Origin of the sequence: Endozoicomonas sp. ALB032, assembly GCF_049310125.1 — a bacterium.
In the GTDB taxonomy this organism is placed as follows: domain Bacteria; phylum Pseudomonadota; class Gammaproteobacteria; order Pseudomonadales; family Endozoicomonadaceae; genus Endozoicomonas_A.
This window is the reverse complement of record NZ_JBLYNW010000001.1, coordinates 1-21,540: the sequence shown is the minus strand read 5'-3', so window position 1 is coordinate 21,540 and position 21,540 is coordinate 1. Positions and strand designations below refer to the sequence as shown.

Annotated in this window: 7 protein-coding genes; 5 read left to right on the top strand and 2 right to left on the bottom strand. The window is 48.4% G+C overall.

Annotation, left to right across the window (positions count from 1 at the left end):
• Nucleotides 1-13: 13 nt before the first annotated feature.
• On the bottom strand, nucleotides 14-967 hold the full coding sequence (locus ACO6VG_RS00035; protein WP_422135010.1) for a LysR family transcriptional regulator: 954 nt from the start codon (nucleotides 965-967) through the stop codon (nucleotides 14-16).
• Between the two features lie 269 nt (nucleotides 968-1,236).
• On the opposite strand from ACO6VG_RS00035, the gene metE reads away from it, so the two are divergent.
• The gene (metE, locus tag ACO6VG_RS00030) at nucleotides 1,237-3,522 is read left to right on the top strand and encodes a 5-methyltetrahydropteroyltriglutamate--homocysteine S-methyltransferase (RefSeq protein WP_422472152.1); all 2,286 of its coding nucleotides are present in this window, start codon (nucleotides 1,237-1,239) and stop codon (nucleotides 3,520-3,522) included.
• Here the strand turns inward: metE and ACO6VG_RS00025 are convergent.
• Nucleotides 3,503-3,940, bottom strand: a complete 438-nt coding sequence (locus tag ACO6VG_RS00025; RefSeq protein ID WP_422135008.1) for a hypothetical protein — start codon at nucleotides 3,938-3,940, stop codon at nucleotides 3,503-3,505. The genes metE and ACO6VG_RS00025 overlap by 20 nt on opposite strands.
• Nucleotides 3,941-4,334: 394 nt before the next feature.
• Here ACO6VG_RS00025 and ACO6VG_RS00020 point away from each other — a divergent pair, with 394 nt between their 5' ends.
• From ACO6VG_RS00020 to ACO6VG_RS00005, 4 genes are all read left to right on the top strand, one after another.
• Entirely contained in the window at nucleotides 4,335-8,231 is a 3,897-nt protein-coding gene (locus ACO6VG_RS00020; RefSeq protein ID WP_422472150.1) for a hypothetical protein, read from the top strand.
• A gap of 380 nt (nucleotides 8,232-8,611) precedes the next feature.
• Nucleotides 8,612-12,904 (top strand): hypothetical protein, encoded by a 4,293-nt coding sequence (locus ACO6VG_RS00015; protein WP_422472148.1) that lies wholly within the window; start codon nucleotides 8,612-8,614, stop codon nucleotides 12,902-12,904.
• Between the two features lie 502 nt (nucleotides 12,905-13,406).
• Entirely contained in the window at nucleotides 13,407-18,332 is a 4,926-nt protein-coding gene (locus tag ACO6VG_RS00010; RefSeq protein WP_422472146.1) for a hypothetical protein, read from the top strand.
• 502 nt (nucleotides 18,333-18,834) lie between these two features.
• Nucleotides 18,835-21,540 (top strand): hypothetical protein (locus ACO6VG_RS00005; RefSeq protein WP_422472144.1); only part of this gene is annotated, 2,706 nt, incomplete at its 3' end.

Genomic DNA, 21,540 nt, shown 5'->3' with positions numbered 1-21,540 from the left:
TTGTTTCCTTCCATCACGGCTTTAAGGTTTTTTCCGATATGGCTGGAAGAATTCCCGATAACGTTTTGAAGCAGGTTTCCCTGGCTGTTTCCAGAAAGTCGGCGATGTAGGGTTGTTCTTTCTGTTCCACCCGGATACCCGCATAGAGTGTTGACCAGAGACCTCCACTGCCCAGCTTTCTCGCTGCTACATGATCTTTTTCAAGATATTCCGCCAAAGCCCAGTTAGGCAGTGCACAAACGCCGCGCTGACTGGCAACCAGCTGCAACATCATCAGGGTCAACTCAACGGTTCTGACCTGGCTGGGTTCTATGTCATCCGGATCCAGAAAGCGATTGAAGATATCAAGCCGGTTGTGATCAATGGGGTAGATAATCAGTGTTTCTGCTTCGAGATCAGCAGGCTCAATCCACTCCTTTTCCAGCAAGTAATGTTGTCTGGAGAGAGCCAGTAACATCTCATAGCGAAATAACGAGATATACGTCAGACCAGGAACGCCTATCGGGTCAGAGGTAACCACCAGATCGAGCTCTCCTCTGGATAAAGCGGGTAAGGGGGCAAAGTTGAAGCCGGTGGCAAAGTCCATTTCGACTTCCGGCCATTGCTGGCGATAGGCGTCAATGGTTGGCATCAGCCATTGGTAACAGCTGTGACACTCAATGGCAATGTTGAGGCGTCCGGACTCACCTCCTGCCAACCTGAACAGGTCTTGCTCAGCGTGCCTTAGCTGGGGAAGAAGTTCATCTGCCAACTGCAGGATACGCAGACCGGCTGATGTAAATCTGGGAGGACGGGTTTTACGGATGAATAACTCCATGCCAATCCGGGCTTCAAGTTCCTTGATCTGGTGAGACAGGGCTGACTGAGTCAGATGCAGGCTTCTGGCTGCTTCAACCAGGCTCCCGGTCTGCTTTAGAGCAAGCAGTGTTTTCAGGTGCCTCAGTTCCAATCCTATGTTGGTTGTCATGATAAGCAATGTTTCGTACGGAGGTTGATTTTCCAAAAGATTATCAATTTTTTTCACTTTTATCATTAGTAAAATGAGTTTGATTCAACTTCTTTTGTGAGCCAGACTCATACTCCATGAGCAGCCGGGTGTGATGACAATGACTTCGCAACTACGGCAGTTTTCGCATAAACAACAGGAAGCCATGAGCGGCAGGGTAGTTTGTCGTCGCCATGGGATGAACAAATCTCTCTAAATCAACAAGAGTGGATGCTCTGGAGAATCCGGTTATGGCAATTTCACACAGCGGTGGCTTTCCACGCATCGGTGCCAATCGCGAGTTGAAAAAAGCGCAGGAAGCCTACTGGAAGGGTGAACTGAGTAAAGAAAGGCTTTTAGAGGAAGGTAAACGCCTCAGGTTGCAACACTGGGCTGTGCAAAAGGAAGCCGGACTGGATCTGATCCCGGTTGGGGATTTTGCCTGGTACGACCAGATGTTAAATCACTCACTCATGCTGGGCGCTGTTCCGGCACGGTTTGGTGCAGATTCTGACTGTGAAGATGTTGACACCCTGTTTCGCATGGCCCGGGGCAGGGCACCTGGCGGGACTCCGGCAGCAGCGTGTGAGATGACCAAGTGGTTTGATACCAACTATCACTATATTGTTCCGGAGTTGCACAAAGGCCAGACCTTAAAGCTGTCGTCTACAGAAATTATTCGCGAGACCCGCGAAGCATTGGACGCAGGATTTAAGGTCAAGCCAACACTGATAGGTCCACTTACCTGGCTGTGGCTTGGGAAGGTAAAAGGAGAAGCGTTTAATCGTCTGGAACTGCTGGATGATGTTATAGAGGTCTATGGACAGGTACTCAATGAGCTGGCCAAACTGGGTGTTGAGTGGGTTCAAATTGATGAGCCTATCCTGGTACTGGATCTTCCTACCGAGTGGCATCAGGCTTTTGAGTCCACCTACAACAGGCTGCAAGGCAAAGATCTGAAGATCCTGCTGGCGACCTATTTTGGAGGTCTTAATGGCACAACGACGACTGTAGTCAATCTACCCGTTGAGGGGCTGCATATTGATCTGGTTCGTGATGCTGAGCAACTGACAGCAATCCTTGACAGGCTGCCTTCCTACAAAGTGCTTTCAGCTGGTGTCGTGAACGGCAGAAATATCTGGAAAGCGGATATCCGTTCTATAGTCAGTAAACTTCAGGAAGCCAGTGAGCGTCTGGGTAACCGTCTCTGGGTTGCCCCCAGTTGTTCACTTCTGCATACGCCGGTTGATCTTGAATGTGAAACAGATCTGGATGATGAGTTGAAATCCTGGTTTGCCTTTGCCGTTCAGAAGTGTCAGGAAGTAGCAATCATAGCCAGCTTGCTTTCAGGCAATCAGAGCCCCGAGGTTCAGGCTGCTCTGGCTACTTCGGATCGAGCGATTGAAACCCGGAGTCAGTCATCAAGGATACACAATAAGGCTGTTCAGAAGCGGGTTGCCGGAATCAGCAGTGGCGATGACCAGCGAAACCTGCCTTATGAAAAAAGAGCTGTCGTTCAGGCATCCAGACTTAAATTACCGTTGTTTCCAACTACCACAATCGGCTCTTTTCCTCAGACGGTTGCTATCAGAAAGCAGCGTCGTTTATTCAGAAAAGGTGAGTTGAGTAAGCGTGACTACGTAGCAGCCATGCAGAAGGAGATTCTGGACACTGTTGCCAGACAGGAGGCGCTGGGACTCGATGTTCTGGTTCATGGCGAAGCCGAACGTAATGACATGGTCGAGTATTTTGGAGAGCAGCTCAATGGTTTTGCCTTTACCAGCAATGGCTGGGTTCAAAGCTATGGCAGTCGCTGTGTAAAACCTCCCATCATCATTGGTGATGTTTCCAGACCAGAGCCCATGACCGTGAACTGGAGTCGCTTTGCCCAAGACCAGACCAGTAAGTGGATGAAGGGTATGCTCACAGGTCCGGTAACAATACTCTGCTGGTCTTTCCTGCGGGAAGATGTGGATCGAAGTGTTTCCTGCCTGCAACTTGCTCTGGCGCTCAGAGATGAAGTCGTGGATCTGGAAAAGGCGGGCATTGGCATCATCCAGATTGATGAGCCGGCGATTCGTGAAGGTTTACCCTTGCGCAAAGAAGACTGGCCTGACTATCTGAACTGGGCAGTAAAAAGCTTCAGGATTGCTGCCAGTGGCGTTCAGGATGAAACCCAGATTCATACCCACATGTGTTATAGCGAGTTCAATGACATCATTGAATACATCGCGGCAATGGATGCTGATGTTATTACCATTGAGACCTCCAGATCTGACATGGAGTTACTGGATGCTTTTGAACAGTTTGAATACCCCAATGAGATCGGCCCGGGGGTTTATGATATCCACTCGCCTAATGTTCCGGAGTCACAGTGGATGAAACAGTTGATGAAGAAAGCCGCCGAAAAAATCCCGCCGCAACGTTTATGGGTCAATCCGGACTGTGGTCTTAAAACCCGTGATTGGCCCGAAGTAGAAGCGGCTCTGAGCAATATGGTGCAGGTGGCTAACGAACTCAGGGATGAGCTGGCTTAACCGGTGATGCCTTGACCTGGACTTCAATAATGGGAAGTTCTGGAGGGGAAGCGGTGTAGGAAGCCTCTTGCCCTTCATAAGTCAGGAATGAGGGAGCCATCACCTCGGCATGGACACCGGTGAGAATTTCTACCTCTCCCTCTTGCTCTCCAGGCTTGACAAGGTAGAAAACTTTATAGACTCGGCTCTTTTCCGCATCCTCGAAATAGAGAGTGGCTCCCTGGTCCGCCGAAATGATAAGGCTCCGGGGCTCCAGGGGGCGCTCGTCAACGATCAGGTTTGTATCCAACCGGTATTGGGTTTGGGTAGCTTCTTTGTTACGGCCCGGCATTGAACACCCTGATAACAGCAGTATAAGGGGGATGATCAGGAACTTCTTATACAGGCTATCCAAGTGTTGAGCATTTTTGTTCGACATCAAATAAAAGTCCTTAGCTTTAGTGTTTTTGTCTCTGAGACATTGTTCGTGACATATATTCATGCCTAAAGATAGACGCTTCAGAGAAACTAATCTCTGAAATTTTAAGCTTGAATCTATGAAACGTTCACAAAAAAGCAAAACTGCCTTCTCGAGGGTACGATCACTGCTTCTGCTAATGACAATAATGTTTGGGGAGTCGCTGCCTGCCGTGGAACTAGTCGGCTCAGGCCCGATGCCAGCACATTTCTTGTATACTGATAAGTTGTTTGATCCTGAACAGCCCATTCCTCTTCCGTTTGATTTTATGCAGTTCACCCTCAGTTTGCTGCAGTTGCTGCCGAATAACAGACCTCTTCAGTCTCTCAAGCGGCCTCTCTCCCCGGTGTTATCAATGAAGCCAACACACCGCATTGATCTTGTTGCTGAGCCCCTTGAAGTCCTGGTGAATAATTCCAATATGCTGATCGCCACGGGCGCTGGCGGGGGAGGTGGCGGCGATAAGCCACCTGACGGAAACAGCGGGAGTCCTGACCCAGAACCCCAACCTGACCTTACCCTTATTCCTGATCCTGTCCAAACTTGTCTGCGGCAAAAAAAGCAACTGCTTCTAATATTACGAATCAAACGACATTGGGCAATTATGACAGGCCAGACCACGCTGGCCCGGATTTTGTCAGATCGGATCATGGTGATTGAAGCCGATCTTCTTGATCTGGAAAGGTCAGACCCTGGCACGATTCAACTGGGGCTGGTTCAGACATGGATGGCAGAGAATAGTCAGGAACTCAGAGTTTACCGTGAGATGGTTTCTGGCAAATATTCTGGCCGACAGACAGCTAACGGGAAAAAGAATTCATCCTCCCGAACGACCAAAGCATCTACGACCACAACAACAGGTCAGACCGGCCAGACAAGCGGACCTTCTGCCCGTAACTTGGGAGCCGGTTCGACAGGCGGCAATGGTCGTGGAGGCGATGACCCACTGAAACCGTCAGCTGGGCAGGATGCCGGACATTCGCATGTAGCTTGTTCGAAGTGTGACAAGGTATTGAATCCACAGGAATTAGGACGTGTAGCAAATCAGACAACAGCTTCAGCGTTGTTGTGCAACAAGTGCCTGTCGGGCATTCAAGGTTACGAAAGGGTAAGACGAATCAGGGAAGAAGCAGAATCGGATTCATCAGAACCCGCTCCGAAAAAAAAGAAGGGCCCGGGTAGAAAAAGAAATAATTCAACCGCTGTTGCTGAACCACCGGCTAAAAAAAAGAAACCGCCAGACACTCAAATTCCCGATGATCCGTTACAAAAAGTAAAAGCCAATATCCAGTACGAATTAAGTCAGGAAGAGCTGGAAAAAGTGCAAACCCTGTTGGCGGTATTCAAGAAAAAAAACATCACTGTAAAAAACACTTTTTATAAGTTGCTTGGTTTCGTAGATAGAGATTCTTTTAATGGCTTCTTCGATAATGCCACCGCCTTTTTTGGGCACCTTTCTGAAAACGTCAAAAATACAGGTATGCTGACCGGCATGCTGCATAGTAGAAAAAAACATATCCGTAGTTTTGCAGAGCGTAGCCAGGATGAACTCGAATATTTAGCGAGGTTAGATGCAGTGACTTCTTTCTCGTCCATGAATAATCGCAAAGGCGTGCCCACACATGAGCAAGTGAAAGCAATACTGGGCTGGTCTGAATGGAAACACAAAGATGGCGAGTTCAATATCGAACTGTTCCGCTCTTTCTCGTCCATGAATAATGGCCACGGCGTACCCAGGCATGAGGAAGTGAGAGAGGTGCTGGGCTGGCCGGAATGGAAAGACAAAGATGGCGAGTTCAGTATGGAGCTGTTCCGCGCCTTCTCATCTATGAATCATGGCAAAGGCATTCTCAAACATGAGCAAGTGAAAGAGCTGCTGGGCTGGCCGGAATGGAAAGACAAGGATGGCGAGTTCAACATTGAGCTGTTCCGCGCCTTCTCGTCCAGGAATCATGACAAAGGCATGCTCAAACATGAGCAAGTGAAAGAAGTGCTGGGCTGGCTGGAATGGAGAAACAAGGATGGCGAGTTCAGTATAGAGCTGTTCCGCGCCTTCTCATCTATGAATCATGGCAAGGGCATCCTCAAACATGAGGAAGTGAAAGAGGTGCTGGGCTGGCCGGAATGGAAAGACAAGGATGACGAGTTCAATATGGAGCTGTTCCGCGCCTTCTCATCCATGAACAGTGGAAAAGGCATGCTCAAACATGAGGAAGTGAAAGAGGTGCTGGGCTGGCTGGAATGGAAAGACAAGGATGGCGAGTTCAATATGGTGCTGTTCCGCGCCTTCTCATCTATGAATCATTGCAAAGGCATCCTCAAACATGAGCATGTGAAAGAGCTGCTGGCCTGGTCGGAATGGAAAGACAAGCATGGCGAGTTCAACATTGAGCTGTTCCGCTCCTTCTCATCCATGAATAATGGCAAAGGAGTGCTCAAACATGAGCAAGTGAAAGAGGTCCTGGGCTGGCCGGAATGGAAAGACAGGCATGGTGAGTTCAGTATGGAGCTGTTCCGCGCCTTCTCATCCATGAGTCATGGCAAGGGCGTGCATAAACATGAGGAAGTGAAAGAGGTGCTGGCCTGGTCGGAATGGAAAGACAGGGATGGCGAGTTCAACATTGAGCTATTCCGCTTCTTCTCATCCATGAACAATGGTAAAGGCATGCTCAAACAAGAGAAAGTAAAAGAGGTGCTGGACTGGATAGATTGCCGGGGGGCACCCAATCACAGGTTACTGCAAATCATGCCCAGGCTTTGGGCATCGGCAGGGCTTCCTGCTATTAAGCTGCTGCAGCACTGGGAAACACAACTGAAACAGTTACTGCCTGCAGAACTTACCGGAGAACACAGCAACTCGGATAATGAAGGAGAGGATAAATACAATCGCCAGATAAAAGCAGTCGCTCTTTATCTTTCCACCCCCAAGGCAGACTGGTCGCTAAAATGGACGGTTTTAAAACAGTTCTGCCAATTTCATGAACAGACTAAAACGGTTCTGATGCTGGGATCATTGATAGGGCTTTTATCTTCTTCTGGAGGAAAAAGCGTCAAACGTTACCTTCAGGCTAATCAACTGGATCGGCATTTTTTGTGGCGTCATTTAATGGAAGCCGTGCCTTTGCGTGTGTTAAATAAAGCAATGTTCCTGTGTTCTTCCGATGAAGACAGGGAGCGTTTTGTCTATTTTGCCAAGCGGCTGAAGTCATTGCCAGATAAAAGATTATGGGAGCAGTATTCAGCTCTGTTGCAACCATTGTCAGGAGTGCTGAAATTCGAATATATGCAAGGGCTCTATCTGGAAATCCTGCAACCCTTAACAAAGGATGATCAGCTGCGTTTTCTGGATGCCAGCCACGCCCGCGTTGTGTTCGACCTGTTTCCCTCGTTAAGCGCCCTGCAAAAACTCAGCAAAGAGCATTCTTCCCATTGGTTAAACAAGCTGCTTGAAGCCTGCCTGCAACTAAAAACCCATGACATCACCAAAGAAGGCATCCAGATACTGTTTGAAGCGCTGCTCAAAACCCATAGTCTTCTACCCTGGGATAACGATATTCCCGATCACTTTTTGTCCGGGATGCAAACGACCGACAATAACCATGTTGAGATACCTGTCTCCGGACTTATCCAGTCAGGAGAACAGTTGGCCCTGAGCTATATTGCCGTATTGATGCAGAACCTCAACGAGATGTCTTTTACCGTCAAAAGACAATGGCTTGAGGTTGAGGTGCCGGATGATGATGTTCAGACCTATCGCTACCCAATGCCACAGCTGGAAATACAGGATGAAAAAATGGCCATCAGCAACTGGTCAGAGGAGCAGTTCCGGACTTTTTTGAAAATCACCGGGATATCTGAACACTATTATTTGACTGCAGATCAATGGCAGAAAGTGGATAACGTTCAATCCAGGCAAGCTGTAGCATGTCAACCAGAGAATGAATTGGAACCGCAAAAACAGGCGTTTGGCAGTTTATGGTTAAAGCTCAACCAGACAGAAATTTTTGGCAGCGAAATACTGAATTTACTGGAGGAGTATGAGAGTGAAATGGAGCTTATGCATACAGTGACCCTCCTTAAAAAAGCCAGAATCGATAGCGCTACCCACATACTGGAAGCATGGCGGCAACGGGCGTGCAACAAAATAGAACAGTTAAAAAAGCAAGACCCTTTATTATCCGATGTTGATCCTGTTGTTTATCAGGGTTGTCAGGAACTGGAGCTGCTTGATGGATGCGGGAGTATTTTCTAAAAAGACTTGTGTCGTCTGATGAAGCTTCTAAAAACAAACTGTCTGCCAACTCCGTTCATGGCAAGCTTGCCAGTGCGGTGCTATAAAATCTAGCGCAAACCTGAATCCGCATGCCCAAGCCGGATGACGTACGAATTTTTTCCACTAGCGAATGGATTCACAGAAGCTGATTTTATTAGCCTGGATCTATGAGACGCTCACAACAAAAAAAAGCTGCCTGCTCGATGGTCCGATCACTGCTTGTGCTAGTGACGATGTTGTTTGGAGATTCGCTGCAGGCATTGGAATTAGTTGGCTCAAGCCCGCTACCAGCTCATTTCCTGTCTTCCAATAAGTTGGCTGAACCTGAACAGCCCGATCCTCTTCGAGGGTGTCACGAGTTGACTCCCGTCATTCCCGGCTTCATTCCCGGCTTCATTCCCGGCTTCATTCCCGGCTTCATTCTCATCATTCCCGCGAAGGCGGGAATCCACACTGACTCACCACCAGAACCATACTGCCCGGTGCCCCCCTGGCCTTGTCATCCCCGAGAAGGCAGGGAGCCACCGTTGGCGCTGGATTCCCGCCTTCGCGGGAATGACGACCTCAGAGCTATTCCTGATCCTGTCCAAACTTGTCTGCAGCAAAAAAAGCAACTGCTTATAATATTACAAATCAAACGACTATGGGCTATTATGGCTGGCCAGACCACGCTGGCCCGGATTTTGTCAGACCGGATCATGGTGATTGAAGCCGATCTTCTTGATCTGGAAAGGTTAGACCCAGGCACGATTCAACCGGGGCTGGTTCAAACATGGCTGGCAGAGAATGGTCAGGAACTCAGAGTTTACCGTGAGATAGTTTCTGGCAAATATTCTGGTCGGCAGGTGAGTAACGGGAAAAAGAATTCATCCTCCCGAACGACCAAAGCATCAACGACCGCAGCAACAGGTCAGACTGGCCAGACAAGGGGATCTGCTGCCCGTAAAAGGGGAACCGGTTCGACAGGCGCCAATGGTCGTGGAGGCGATGACCCACTGAAACCCTCAGTTGGGCAGGATGCCGGACATTCGCATGTAGCTTGTTCGAAGTGTGACAAGGTATTGAATCCACAGGAATTAGGACGTGTAGCAAATCAGACAACAGCTTCAGCGTTGTTGTGCAACAAGTGCCTGTCGGGCATTCAAGGTTACGAAAGGGTAAGACGAATCCGGGAAGAAGCAGAATCGGATCCACCAGAACCCGCTCCGAAAAAAAAGAAAGGCCCGGGTAGAAAAAGAAGTAGTTCAACAGCTGTTGCTGAATCACCGGCCAAAAAAAAGAAACTGCCAGACACTCAAATTCCCGATGATCCGTTAGAAAAAATAAAAGCAAATATCAAGTACGAATTAAGTCAGGAAGAGCTGAAAAAAGTGCAAACCCTGATGGCGGTATTCAAGAAAAAAAACATCACTGTAAAAAACACTTTTTATAAGCTGCTTGGTTTCGTAGATAGAGATTCTTTTAATGGCTTCTTCGATAATGCCACCGCTTTTTTTGGGCATCTTTCTGAAAACGTCAAAAATACAGGCATGCTGACCGGCATGCTGGGTAATAAAAAAAAACATATCCGTAGTTTCGCAGAACGTAGCCTGAGTGAACTCGAATATTTAGCAAGTTTGGATGTATTGAATTCCTTCTCGTCCATGAATAGTAGGAAAGGCGTGCCCACACATGAGCAAGTGAAAGCAATACTGGGCTGGCCAGAATGGAAAGACAGGGATGGCGAGTTTAATACGAAGTTGTTCCGATCCTTCTCGTCAATGAATAGTGGCAAAGGCTTGCTCAAACATGAACAAGTGAAAGAGGTGCTGGGCTGGCCGGAATGGAAAGACAAGGATGGCGAGTTCAGTATGGAGCTGTTCCGCTCCTTCTCATCCATGAACAATGGAAAAGGCATGCTCAAACATGAGGAAGTGAAAGAGGTGCTGGGCTGGCCGGAATGGAAAGACAAGGATGGCGAGTTCAGTATGGAGCTGTTCCGCTCCTTCTCATCTATGAATCATGGCAAAGGCATCCTCAAACATGAGGAAGTGAAAGAGGTGCTGGGCTGGCCGGAATGGAAGGACAAGGATGGCGAGTTCAATATGGAGCTGTTCCGCTCCTTCTCATCCATGAATCATGGCAAAGGCATGCTCAAACATGAGCAAGTGAAAGAGGTGCTGGGCTGGCCGGAATGGAAAGACAAGGATGGCGAGTTCAGTATGGAGCTGTTCCGCTCCTTCTCGTCTATGAATCATGGCAAAGGCATCCTCAAACATGAGCAAGTGAAAGAGGTGCTGGGCTGGCCGGAATGGAAAGACAAGGATGGCGAGTTCAACATGGAGCTGTTCCGCGCCTTCTCATCCATGAACAATGGCAAAGGCATGCTCAAACATGAGCAAGTGAAAGAGGTGCTGGGCTGGCCGGAATGGAAAGACAAGGATGGCGAGTTCAGTATGGAGTTGTTCCGTTCCTTCTCGTCTATGAATCATGGCAAAGGCATCCTCAAACATGAGCAAGTGAAAGAGGTGCTGGGTTGGCCGGAATGGAAAGACAAGGATGGCGAGTTCAGTATGGAGCTGTTCCGCTCCTTCTCATCCATGAACAATGGCAAAGGCATGCTCAAACATGAGCAAGTGAAAGAGGTGCTGGGCTGGCCGGAATGGAAAGACAAGGATGGCGAGTTCAGTATGGAGCTGTTCCGTTCCTTCTCATCTATGAATCATGGCAAAGGCATCCTCAAACATGAGGAAGTGAAAGAGGTGCTGGGCTGGCCGGAATGGAAAGACAAGGATGGCGAGTTCAGTATGGAGCTGTTCCGCTCCTTCTCATCTATGAATCATGGCAAAGGCATCCTCAAACATAAGGAAGTGGAAGAGGTGTTGGGCTGGCTGGAATGGAAAGACAAGGATGGCAAGTTCAATATGGAGCTGTTCTGCGCCTTCTCGTCCATGAATAGTGGCAAAGGCATGCTCAAACTTGAGAAAGTGAAAGAGGTGCTCGGCTGGCCTGAATGGAAACACAAGGGGGGCGAGCTCAATATAAAGCTGTTCCGCGTTTTCTCGTCTATGAATCACGGCCAAGGCTTGCCCAAACATGAGCCTGTGAAAAAAGTGCTGGACTGGACAAGTTGCCGGGGGGCGCCCAATCACAGGCTACTGCAAATCATGCCCAGGCTCTGGGTATCAGCAGGGCTACCTGCTATCAAGCTGCTGCAACACTGGGAAACACAACTGAAACAGTTACTGCTTACAGAACTTACCGGAGAACACAGCAACCCGGATAATGAAGGAGATGATAAATACAATCGCCAGATAAAAACAGTCGCTCTTTATCTTTCCACCCCTAAGCCAGACTGGTCGCTAAAATGGACAGTTTTAAAACAGTTCTGCCAATTGCATAAAGAGACTAAAACGCTTCTGATGCTGGAATCATTGATAGGGCTTTTATCTTCTTCTGGAGGGAAAAGTGTCAAACGCTACCTTCAGGCTAATCAACTGGATCGGCATTTTTTGTGGCGTCATTCAATGAAAGCCGTGCCTTTGCGCGTGTTAAATAGAGCAATGTTCCTGTGTTCTTCCGATGAAGACAGGGAGCGTTTTGTCTATTTTGCCAAGCGGCTGAAGTCATTGCCGGATAAAAGACTATGGGAGCAATACTCAGCCCTGTTGCAACCATTATCGGCGGTGCTGAAACTCGACTCTATGCAAAGGCTCTATCTGGAAATCCTGCAACCCTTAACAAAGGATGATCAGTTGCGTTTTCTGGATGCCAGCCATGCCCAGGCTGTATTCGATCTGTTTCCCTCGTTAAGCGCCCTGCAAAAACTCAGCAAAGAGCATTCTTCCCATTGGTTAAACAAGCTGCTTGAAGCCTGCCTGCAACTAAAAACCCATGACATCACCAAAGAAGGCATCCAGATACTGTTTGAAGCGCTGCTCAAAACCCATAGTCTTCTACCCTGGGATCACGATATCCCCGATCACTTTTTGTCCGGGATGCAAACGACCGACAATAACCATGTTGAGATACCTGTCTCCGGACTTATCCAATCAGGAGAACAGTTGGCCCTGAGCTATATCGCTGTGTTGATGCAGAACCTCAATAAGATGTCTTTTACCGTCAAAGGGCAGTGGCTTGAGGTTGAGGTGCCAGGTGACGGAGTTCAAAACTACCGCTTTCCAATGCCACAGCTGGAAATACAGGATGAAAAAATGGCCATCAGCAACTGGTCAGAGGAACAGTTCAGGACTGTTTTGAAAATCACCGGGATATCTGAACACTATTATTTGACTGCAGATCAATGGCAGAAACTGGATAACGTTCAATCCAGGCAAGCTGAAGCATGTCAGCCAGAGAATGAATTGGAACCACAAAAACAGGCGTTTGGCAGTTTATGGTTAAAGCTCAACCAGACAGAAATTTTTGGCACCGAAATACTGAATTTACTGGAGGAGTATGAGAGCGAAATGGAGCTTATGCATACAGTGACCCTCCTTAAAAAAGCCAGAATCGATACCGATAACCACATACTGGAAGAATGGCGGCAACGGGCGTGCAGTAAGATAGAACAGTTAAAAAAGCAAGACCCTTTATTATCCGATGTTGATCCTGATGTTTATCAGAGTTGTCAGGAACTGGAGTTGCTTGATGGGTGTGGGAGTATTTTCTAAAAAGACTTGTGTCGTCTGATAAAGCTTCTAAAAAAAACTGTCTGCCAACTCCGTTTATGGCAAGCTTGCCAGTGCGGTGCTATAAAATCTAGCGCAAACGTGAATCATCAGGCCTAAGCCGGATGACGTACGAATTTTTTCCACTAGCGAATGGATTCACAGAAGCTGATTTTATTAGCCTGGATCTATGAGACGCTCACAACAAAACAAAGCTGCCTGCTCGATGGTCCGATCACTGCTTCTGCTAGTGACGATGTTGTTTGGGGATTCGCTGCATGCATTGGAATTAGTCGGCTCAAGCCCGCTACCAGCTCATTTCCTGTATTCCAATAAGTTGGCTGAACCTGAACAGCCCGATTTTCTTCGAGGGTGTCACAAAACTCTGGCTCCCATGCTTTTAGGCCCTGTAAGTCGCGGGCGTGGGTGCCCATATGTTATCTCAAGTGGTAGTATCTGGCTTTCAGGGGAGATATGCATTCCCACGCCGGAGCGTGGGAACGAGTTGACTTCCATCATTCCCGGCTTCATTCTCGTCATTCCCGCGAAGGCGGGAATCCACACTGACTCACCACCAGAACCTTACTGCCCGGTGCCCCAATGGCCTTGTCATCCCCGAGAAGGCAGATATTCACCGTTGGCGCTGGATTCCCGCCTTCGCGGGAATGACGACCTCAGAGCATCCGAACGAGCTGTTGGAGTTTTGCGACACCCTCCGGAGCGTGGGAACGAGTTGTTGGAGTTTTACGTGCCCCCTGAAGTTCTGGAGAACACTTCCAATGCGTTGATCGCCGGGGGCACCGCCGGTGGAGATGATGGCAATAAGCCACCTGACGGAAACAGCGGGAGTCCTGACCCAGCGCCCCAACCTGACCTTACCCTTATTCCTGATCCTGTCCAAACTTGTCGGCAGCAAAAAAAGCAACTGCTTCTAATATTACAAATCAAACGACTATGGGCGATTATGACAGGCCAGACCACGCTGGCCCGGATTTTGTCAGACCGGATCATGGTGATTGAAGCCGATCTTCTTGATCTGGAAAGGTCAGACCCTGGCACGATTCAACCGGGGCTGGTTCAGACATGGCTGGCAGAGAATGGTCAGGAACTCAGAGTTTACCGTGAGATGGTTTCTGGCAAATATTCTGGCCGACAGACGGGTAACGGGAAAAAGAATTCATCCTCCCGAACGACCAAAGCATCAACGACCGCGACAACAGGTCAGACCGGCCAGACAAGCGGATCTGCTGCCCGTAACAGGGGAACCGGTTCGACAGGCGCCAATGGTCGTGGAGGCGATGACCCACTGAAACCCTCAGCTGAGCAGAATACCGGACATTCGCTTGTCGCTTGTTCGAAGTGTGACAAGGCATTGAATCCACAGGAATTAGGACGTGTAGCAAATCAGACAGCAGCTTCAGCGTTGTTGTGCGACAAGTGCCTGTCGGGCATTCAAGGTAACAAAAGGGTAAGACGAATCCGGAAAGAAGCAGAACCGGATTCACCAGAACCCGCTCCGAAAAAAAAGAAGGGCCCGGGTAGAAAGAGAAATAATTCAACAGCTGTTGCTGAACCAGCGGCCAAAAAAAAGAAACCGGCAGACACTCAAATTCCCGATGACCCATTAGAAAAAATAAAAGCAAATATCAAGTACGAATTAAGTCAGGAAGAGCTGAAAAAAGTGCAAACCCTGATGGCGGTATTCAAGAAAAAAAACATCACTGTAAAAAACACTTTTTATAAGCTGCTTGGTTTCGTAGATAGAAATTCTTTTAATGGCTTCTTCGATAATGCCGCCGCCTTTTTTGGGCACCTTTCTGAAAACGTCAAAAATACAGGCATGCTGACCGGCATGCTGGGTAATAGCAGAAAACATATCCGTAGTTTTGCAGAGCGTAGCCAGGATGAACTCGAATATTTAGCGAGTTTAGATGTAGTGACTTCTTTCTCGTCCATGAATAATGGCAAAGGTGTGCCCACAAATAAGGAAGTGAAAGCAATACTGGGCTGGCCTGAATGGAAAGACAAAGATGGCGAGTTCAATATCGAACTGTTCCGCTCTTTCTCGTCCATGAATAATGGCAAAGGCATGCTCAAACATGAGCAAGTGAAAGAGGTGCTCGGCTGGCCGGAATGGAAAGGCAAGGATGGTGAGTTCAGTATGGAGCTGTTCCGCTCCTTCTCATCCATGAATAATGGCAAAGGCATGCTCAAACATGAGCAAGTTAAAGAGGTGCTTGGCTGGCCGGAATGGAAAGACAAGGATGGCAAGCTCAACATTGAGCTGTTGCGTGCTTTCTCATCCATGAATAGCAGCAAGGGCATGATTAAACATGAGCAAGTGAAAGAGGTGCTGGGCTGGCCGGAATGGAAAGACAAGGATGGGGAGTTCAACATTGAGCTGTTCCGCTCCTTATCATCCATGCACAGTGGTAAAGGCATGCTCAAACAAGAGGAAGCAAGAGAGGTGCTGGGCTGGCCGGAATGGAAAGACAAGGATGGCGAGTTTAATACGAAGTTGTTCCGATCCTTCTCGTCAATGAACAATGGTAAAGGCATGCTCAAACATGAGGAAGTGAAAGAGGTGCTGGGCTGGCCGGAATGGAAAGACAAGGATGGCGAGTTCAATATGGAGCTGTTCCGCTCCTTCTCATCCATGAACAATGGTAAAGGCGTGTTCAAAAAAAAAGAAGTGAAAGAGGTGCTGGGCTGGCCGGAATGGAAAGACAAGGATGGCGAGTTCAGTATGGAGCTGTTCCGAACCTTCTCATCTATGAATCATGGCAAAGGCATCCTCAAACATGAGGAAGTGAAAGAGGTGCTGGGCTGGCCGGAATGGAAAGACAAGGATGGCGAGTTCAACATGGAGCTGTTCCGCTCCTTCTCGTCCATGAATAATGGCAAAGGCATGCTCAAACATGAGCAAGTGAAAGAGGTGTTGGGCTGGCCGGAATGGAAAGACAAGGATGGCGAGTTCAATATTGAGCTGTTCCGCTCCTTCTCGTCCATGAATAATGGCCACGGCGTACCCAAACACGAGCAAGTGAAAGAGATGTTGGGTTGGCCGGAATGGAAAGACAAGGATGGCGAGTTCAGTATGGAGCTGTTCCGCTCCTTCTCGTCCATGAATAATAAAAAAAGCCTGCCCAACCATGAGGAAGTGAAAGCAGTGCTAGACTGGCCGGAATGGAAAGATAAGGATGGCGAGTTCAGTATGGAGCTGTTCCGCTCCTTCTCATCCATGAACAATGGTAAAGGCATGCTCAAACAAGAGGAAGCGAAAGAGGTGCTGGGCTGGCCGGAATGGAAAGACAAGGATGGCGAGTTCAGTATGGAGCTGTTCCGCTCCTTCTCATCCATGAATAGTAGCAAAGGCATGCTCAAACAAAAGGAAGTGAAAGAGGTGCTGGGCTGGCCGGAATGGAAAGACAAGGATGGCGAGTTCAATATGGAGCTGTTCCGCCCCTTCTCATCCATGAATAAAGGCAAAGGCATGCTTCAACATGAGGAAGTGAAAGAGGTGCTGGGCTGGCCGGAATGGAAAGACAAGGATGGCGAGTTCAGTATGGAGCTGTTCCGCTCCTTCTCATCCATGAATAATGGCAAAGGCATGCTCAAACAAAAGGAAGTGAAAGAGGTGCTGGGCTGGCCGGAATGGAAAGACAAGGATGGCGAGTTCAATATGGAGCTGTTCCGCGCCTTCTCGTCTATGAATCATGGCAAAGGCATGCTCAAACAAAAGGAAGTGAAAGAGGTGCTGGGCTGGTCTGAATGGAAACACAAGGGTGGCGAGCTCAATATAAAGCTGTTCCGCGTTTTCTCGTCCATGAATCACAGCCAAGGCTTGCCCAAACATGAGCCTGTGAAAAAAGTGCTGGACTGGATAGGTTGCCGGGGGGCGCCCAATCACAGGCTACTGCAAATCATGTCCAGGCTCTGGGTATCAGCAGGGCTACCTGCTATCAAGCTGCTGCAACACCGGGAAACACAACTGAAACAGTTACTGCTTACAGAACTTACCGGAGAACACAGCAACCCGGATAATGAAGGAGATGATAAATACAATCGCCAGATAAAAACAGTCGCTCTTTATCTTTCCACCCCTAAGCCAGACTGGTCACTAACATGGACGGTTTTAAAACAGTTCTGCCAATTGCATAAAGAGACTAAAACGCTTCTGATGCTGGAATCATTGATAGGGCTTTTATCTTCTTCTGGAGGGAAAAGTGTCAAACGCTACCTTCAGGCTAATCAACTGGATCGGCATTTTTTGTGGCGTCATTCAATGAAAGCCGTGCCTTTGCGCGTGTTAAATAGAGCAATGTTCCTGTGTTCTTCCGATGAAGACAGGGAGCGTTTTGTCTATTTTGCCAAGCGGCTGAAGTCATTGCCGGATAAAAGACTATGGGAGCATTACTCAGCTCTGTTGCAACCATTGTCGGCGGTGCTGAAACTCGAATATATGCAAAGGCTCTATCTGGAAATTCTGCAACCCTTAACAAAAGATGATCAGCTGCGTTTTCTGGATGCCAGCCATGCCCAGGCTGTATTCGACCTGTTTCCCTCGTTGAGTGCCCTGCAAAAACTCAGCAAAGAGCATTCTTCCCATTGGTTAAACAAGCTGCTTGAAGCCTGCCTGCAACTAAAAACCCATGACATCACCAAAGAAGGCATCCAGATACTGTTTGAAGCGCTGCTCAAAACCCATAGTCTTCTACCCTGGGATAACGATATTCCCGATCACTTTCTGTCCGGGATGCGAACAACCGACAATAACCATGTTGAGATACCTGTCTCCGGACTTATCCAATCAGGAGAACAGTTGGCCCTGAGCTATATCGCTGTGTTGATGCAGAACCTCAATGAGATGTCTTTTACCGTCAAAGGGCAATGGCTTGAGGTTGAAGTGCCAAGTGACAGAGTTCAAAACTACCGCTTTCCAATGCCACAGCTGGAAATACAGGATGAAAAAATGGCCATCAGCAACTGGTCAGAGGAACAGTTCAAGACTGTTTTGAAAATCACCGGGATATCTGAACACTATTATTTGACCGCAGATCAATGGCAGAAACTGGATAACGTTCAATCCAGGCAAGCTGAAGCATGTCAGCCAGAGAATGAATTGGAACCACAAAAACAGGCATTTGCCAGTTTATGGTTAAAGCTCAACCAGACAGAAATTTTTGGCACCGAAATACTGAATTTACTGGAGGAGTACGAGAGCGAAATGGAGCTTATGCATACAGTGACCCTCCTTAAAAAAGCCAAAATCGATAGCGCTACCCACATACTGGAAGTGTGGAGGCAACGGGCGTGCAATAAAATAGAACAGTTAAAAAAGCAAGACCCTTTATTATCCGATGTTGATCCTGATGTTTATCAGAGTTGTCAGGAACTGGAGTTGCTTGATGGGTGTGGGAGTATTTTCTAAAAAGACTTGTGTCGTCTGATAAAGCTTCTAAAAACAAACTGTCTGCAAATCCGTTTATGGCAAGCTTGCCAGTGCGGTGCTATAAAATCTAGCGCAAACGTGAATCATCAGGCCTAAGCCGGATGACGTACGAATTTTTTCCACTAGCGAATGGATTCACAGAAGCTGATTTTATTAGCCTGGATCTATGAGACGCTCACAACAAAACAAAGCTGCCTGCTCGATGGTCCGATCACTGCTTCTGCTAGTGACGATGTTGTTTGGGGATTCGCTGCAGGCATTGGAATTAGTCGGCCCAAGCCCGCTACCAGCTCATTTCCTGTATTCCAATAAGTTGGCTGAACCTGAACAGCCCGATTTTCTTCGATGGCATCACAAAACTCTGGCTCCCATGTTTTTAGGCCCTGTAAGTCGCGGGCGTGGGTGCCCATATGTTATCTCAAGTGGTAGTATCTGGCTTTCAGGGGAGATATGCATTCCCACGCCGGAGCGTGGGAACGAGTTGACTTCCATCATTCCCGGCTTCATTCTCGTCATTCCCGGCTTCATTCTCGTCATTCCCGCGAAGGCGGGAATCCACACTGACTCACCACCAGAACCTTACTGCCCGGTGCCCCAATGGCCTTGTCATCCCCGAGAAGGCAGATATTCACCGTTGGCGCTGGATTCCCGCCTTCGCGGGAATGACGACCTCAGAGCATCCGAACGAGCTGTTGGAGTTTTGCGACACCCTCCGGAGCGTGGGAACGAGTTGTTGGAGTTTTACGTGCCCCCTGAAGTTCTGGAGAACACTTCCAATGCGTTGATCGCCGGGGGCACCGCCGGTGGAGATGATGGCAATAAGCCACCTGACGGAAACAGCGGGAGTCCTGAACCAGCGCCCCAACCTGACCTTACCCTTATTCCTGATCCTGTCCAAACTTGTCGGCAGCAAAAAAAGCAACTACTTGTAATATTACAAATCAAACGACTATGGGCGATTATGGCAGGCCAGACCACCCTGTCCCGGATTTTGTCAGACCGGATCATGGTGATTGAAGCCGATCTTCTTGATCTGGAAAGGTCAGACCCTGGCACGATTCAACCGGGGCTGGTTCAGACATGGATGGCAGAGAATGGTCAGGAACTCAGAGTTTACCGTGAGATGGTTTCTGGCAAATATTCTGGCCGACAGACGGGTAACGGGAAAAAGAATTCATCCTCCCGAACGACCAAAGCATCAACGACCGCAACAACAGGTCAGACCGGCCAGACAAGCGGATCTGCTGCCCGTAACAGAGGAACCGGTTCGACAGGCGCCAATGGTCGTGGAGGCGATGACCCACAGAAACCCTCAGCCGAGCAGAATACCGGAAATTCGCTTGTCGCTTGTTCGAAGTGTGGCAAGGCATTGAATCCACAGGAATTAGGACGTGTAGCAAATCAGACAGCAGCTTCAGCGTTGTTGTGCAACAAGTGCCTGTCGGGCATTCAAGGTAACAAAAGGGTAAGACGAATCCGGGAAGAAGCAGAACCGGATTCATCAGAACCTGCTCCGAAAAAAAAGAAGGGCCCGGGTAGAAAGAGAAATAGTTCAACAGCTGTTGCTGAACCAGCGGCCAAAAAAAAGAAACCGCCAGACACTCAGATCTCCGATGACCCATTGGAAAAAATAAAAGCAAATATCAAGTACGAATTAAGTCAGGAAGAGCTGCAAAAAGTGCAAACCCTGGTGGCGGTATTCAAGGAAAAAAACATCACTGTAAAAAACACTTTTTATAAGCTGCCTGGTCTTGTAGATAGAAAGTCTGTTAATGGTTTCTTCGATAATGCTGCCGCCTTTTTTGGGCACCTTTCTGAAAACTTCAAAAATACAGGCATGCTGACCGGCATGCTGGGTAATAAAAAAAAACATATCCGTAGTTTCGCAGAACGTAGCCTGAGTGAACTCGAATATTTAGCAAGTTTGGATGTATTGAATTCCTTCTCGTCCATGAATAATGGCGAAGGCGTGCCCACACATGAGCAAGTGAAAGCAATACTGGGCTGGCCAGAATGGAAAGACAGGGATGGCGAGTTTAATACGAAGTTGTTCCGATCCTTCTCGTCAATGAATAATGGCAAAGGCATGCTCAAACATGAACAAGTGAAAGAGGTGCTGGGCTGGCCGGAATGGAAAGACAAGGATGGCGAGTTCAGTATGGAGCTGTTCCGCTCCTTCTCGTCTATGAATAGCAGCAAGGGCATGATTAAACATGAGGAAGTGAAAGAGGTGCTGGGCTGGCCGGAATGGAAGGACAAGAATGGCGAGTTCAGTATGGAGCTGTTCCGCTCCTTCTCATCCATGAACAATGGTAAAGGCATCCTCAAACATGAGCAAGTGAAAGAGGTGCTGGGCTGGCCGGAATGGAAAGACAAGGATGGCGAGTTCAATATGGAGCTGTTCCGCTCCTTCTCATCCATGAATAATGGCAAAGGCATGCTCAAACAAAAGGAAGTGAAAGAGGTGCTGGGCTGGCCGGAATGGAAAGACAAGGATGGCGAGTTCAGTATGGAGCTGTTCCGCGCCTTCTCGTCTATGAATCATGGCAAAGGCATGCTCAAACAAGAGGAAGTGAAAGAGGTGCTGGGCTGGCCGGAATGGAAAGACAAGGATGGCGAGTTCAGTATGGAGCTGTTCCGCGCCTTCTCGTCCATGAATAATGGCAAAGGCATGCTCAAACAAGAGGAAGTGAAAGAGGTGCTGGGCTGGCCGGAATGGAAAGACAAGGATGGCGAGTTCAGTATGGAGCTGTTCCGCGCCTTCTCGTCTATGAATCATGGCAAAGGCATGCTCAAACATGAGGAAGTGAAAGAGGTGCTGGGCTGGCTGGAATGGAAAGACAAGGATGGCGAGTTCAGTATGGAGCTGTTCCGCTCTTTCTCATCCATGAATAGTGGCAAAGGCATGCTCAAACATGAGGAAGTGAAAGAGGTGCTGGGCTGGCCGGAATGGAAAGACAAGGATGGCGAGTTCAGTATGGAGCTGTTCCGCTCCTTCTCATCCATGAACAATGGCAAAGGCATGCTCAAACAAGAGGAAGTGAAAGAGGTGCTGGGCTGGCCGGAATGGAAAGACAAGGATGGCGAGTTCAGTATGGAGCTGTTCCGCGCCTTCTCATCCATGAATAATGGCAAAGGCATGCTCAAACATGAGGAAGTGAAAGAGGTGCTGGGCTGGCCGGAATGG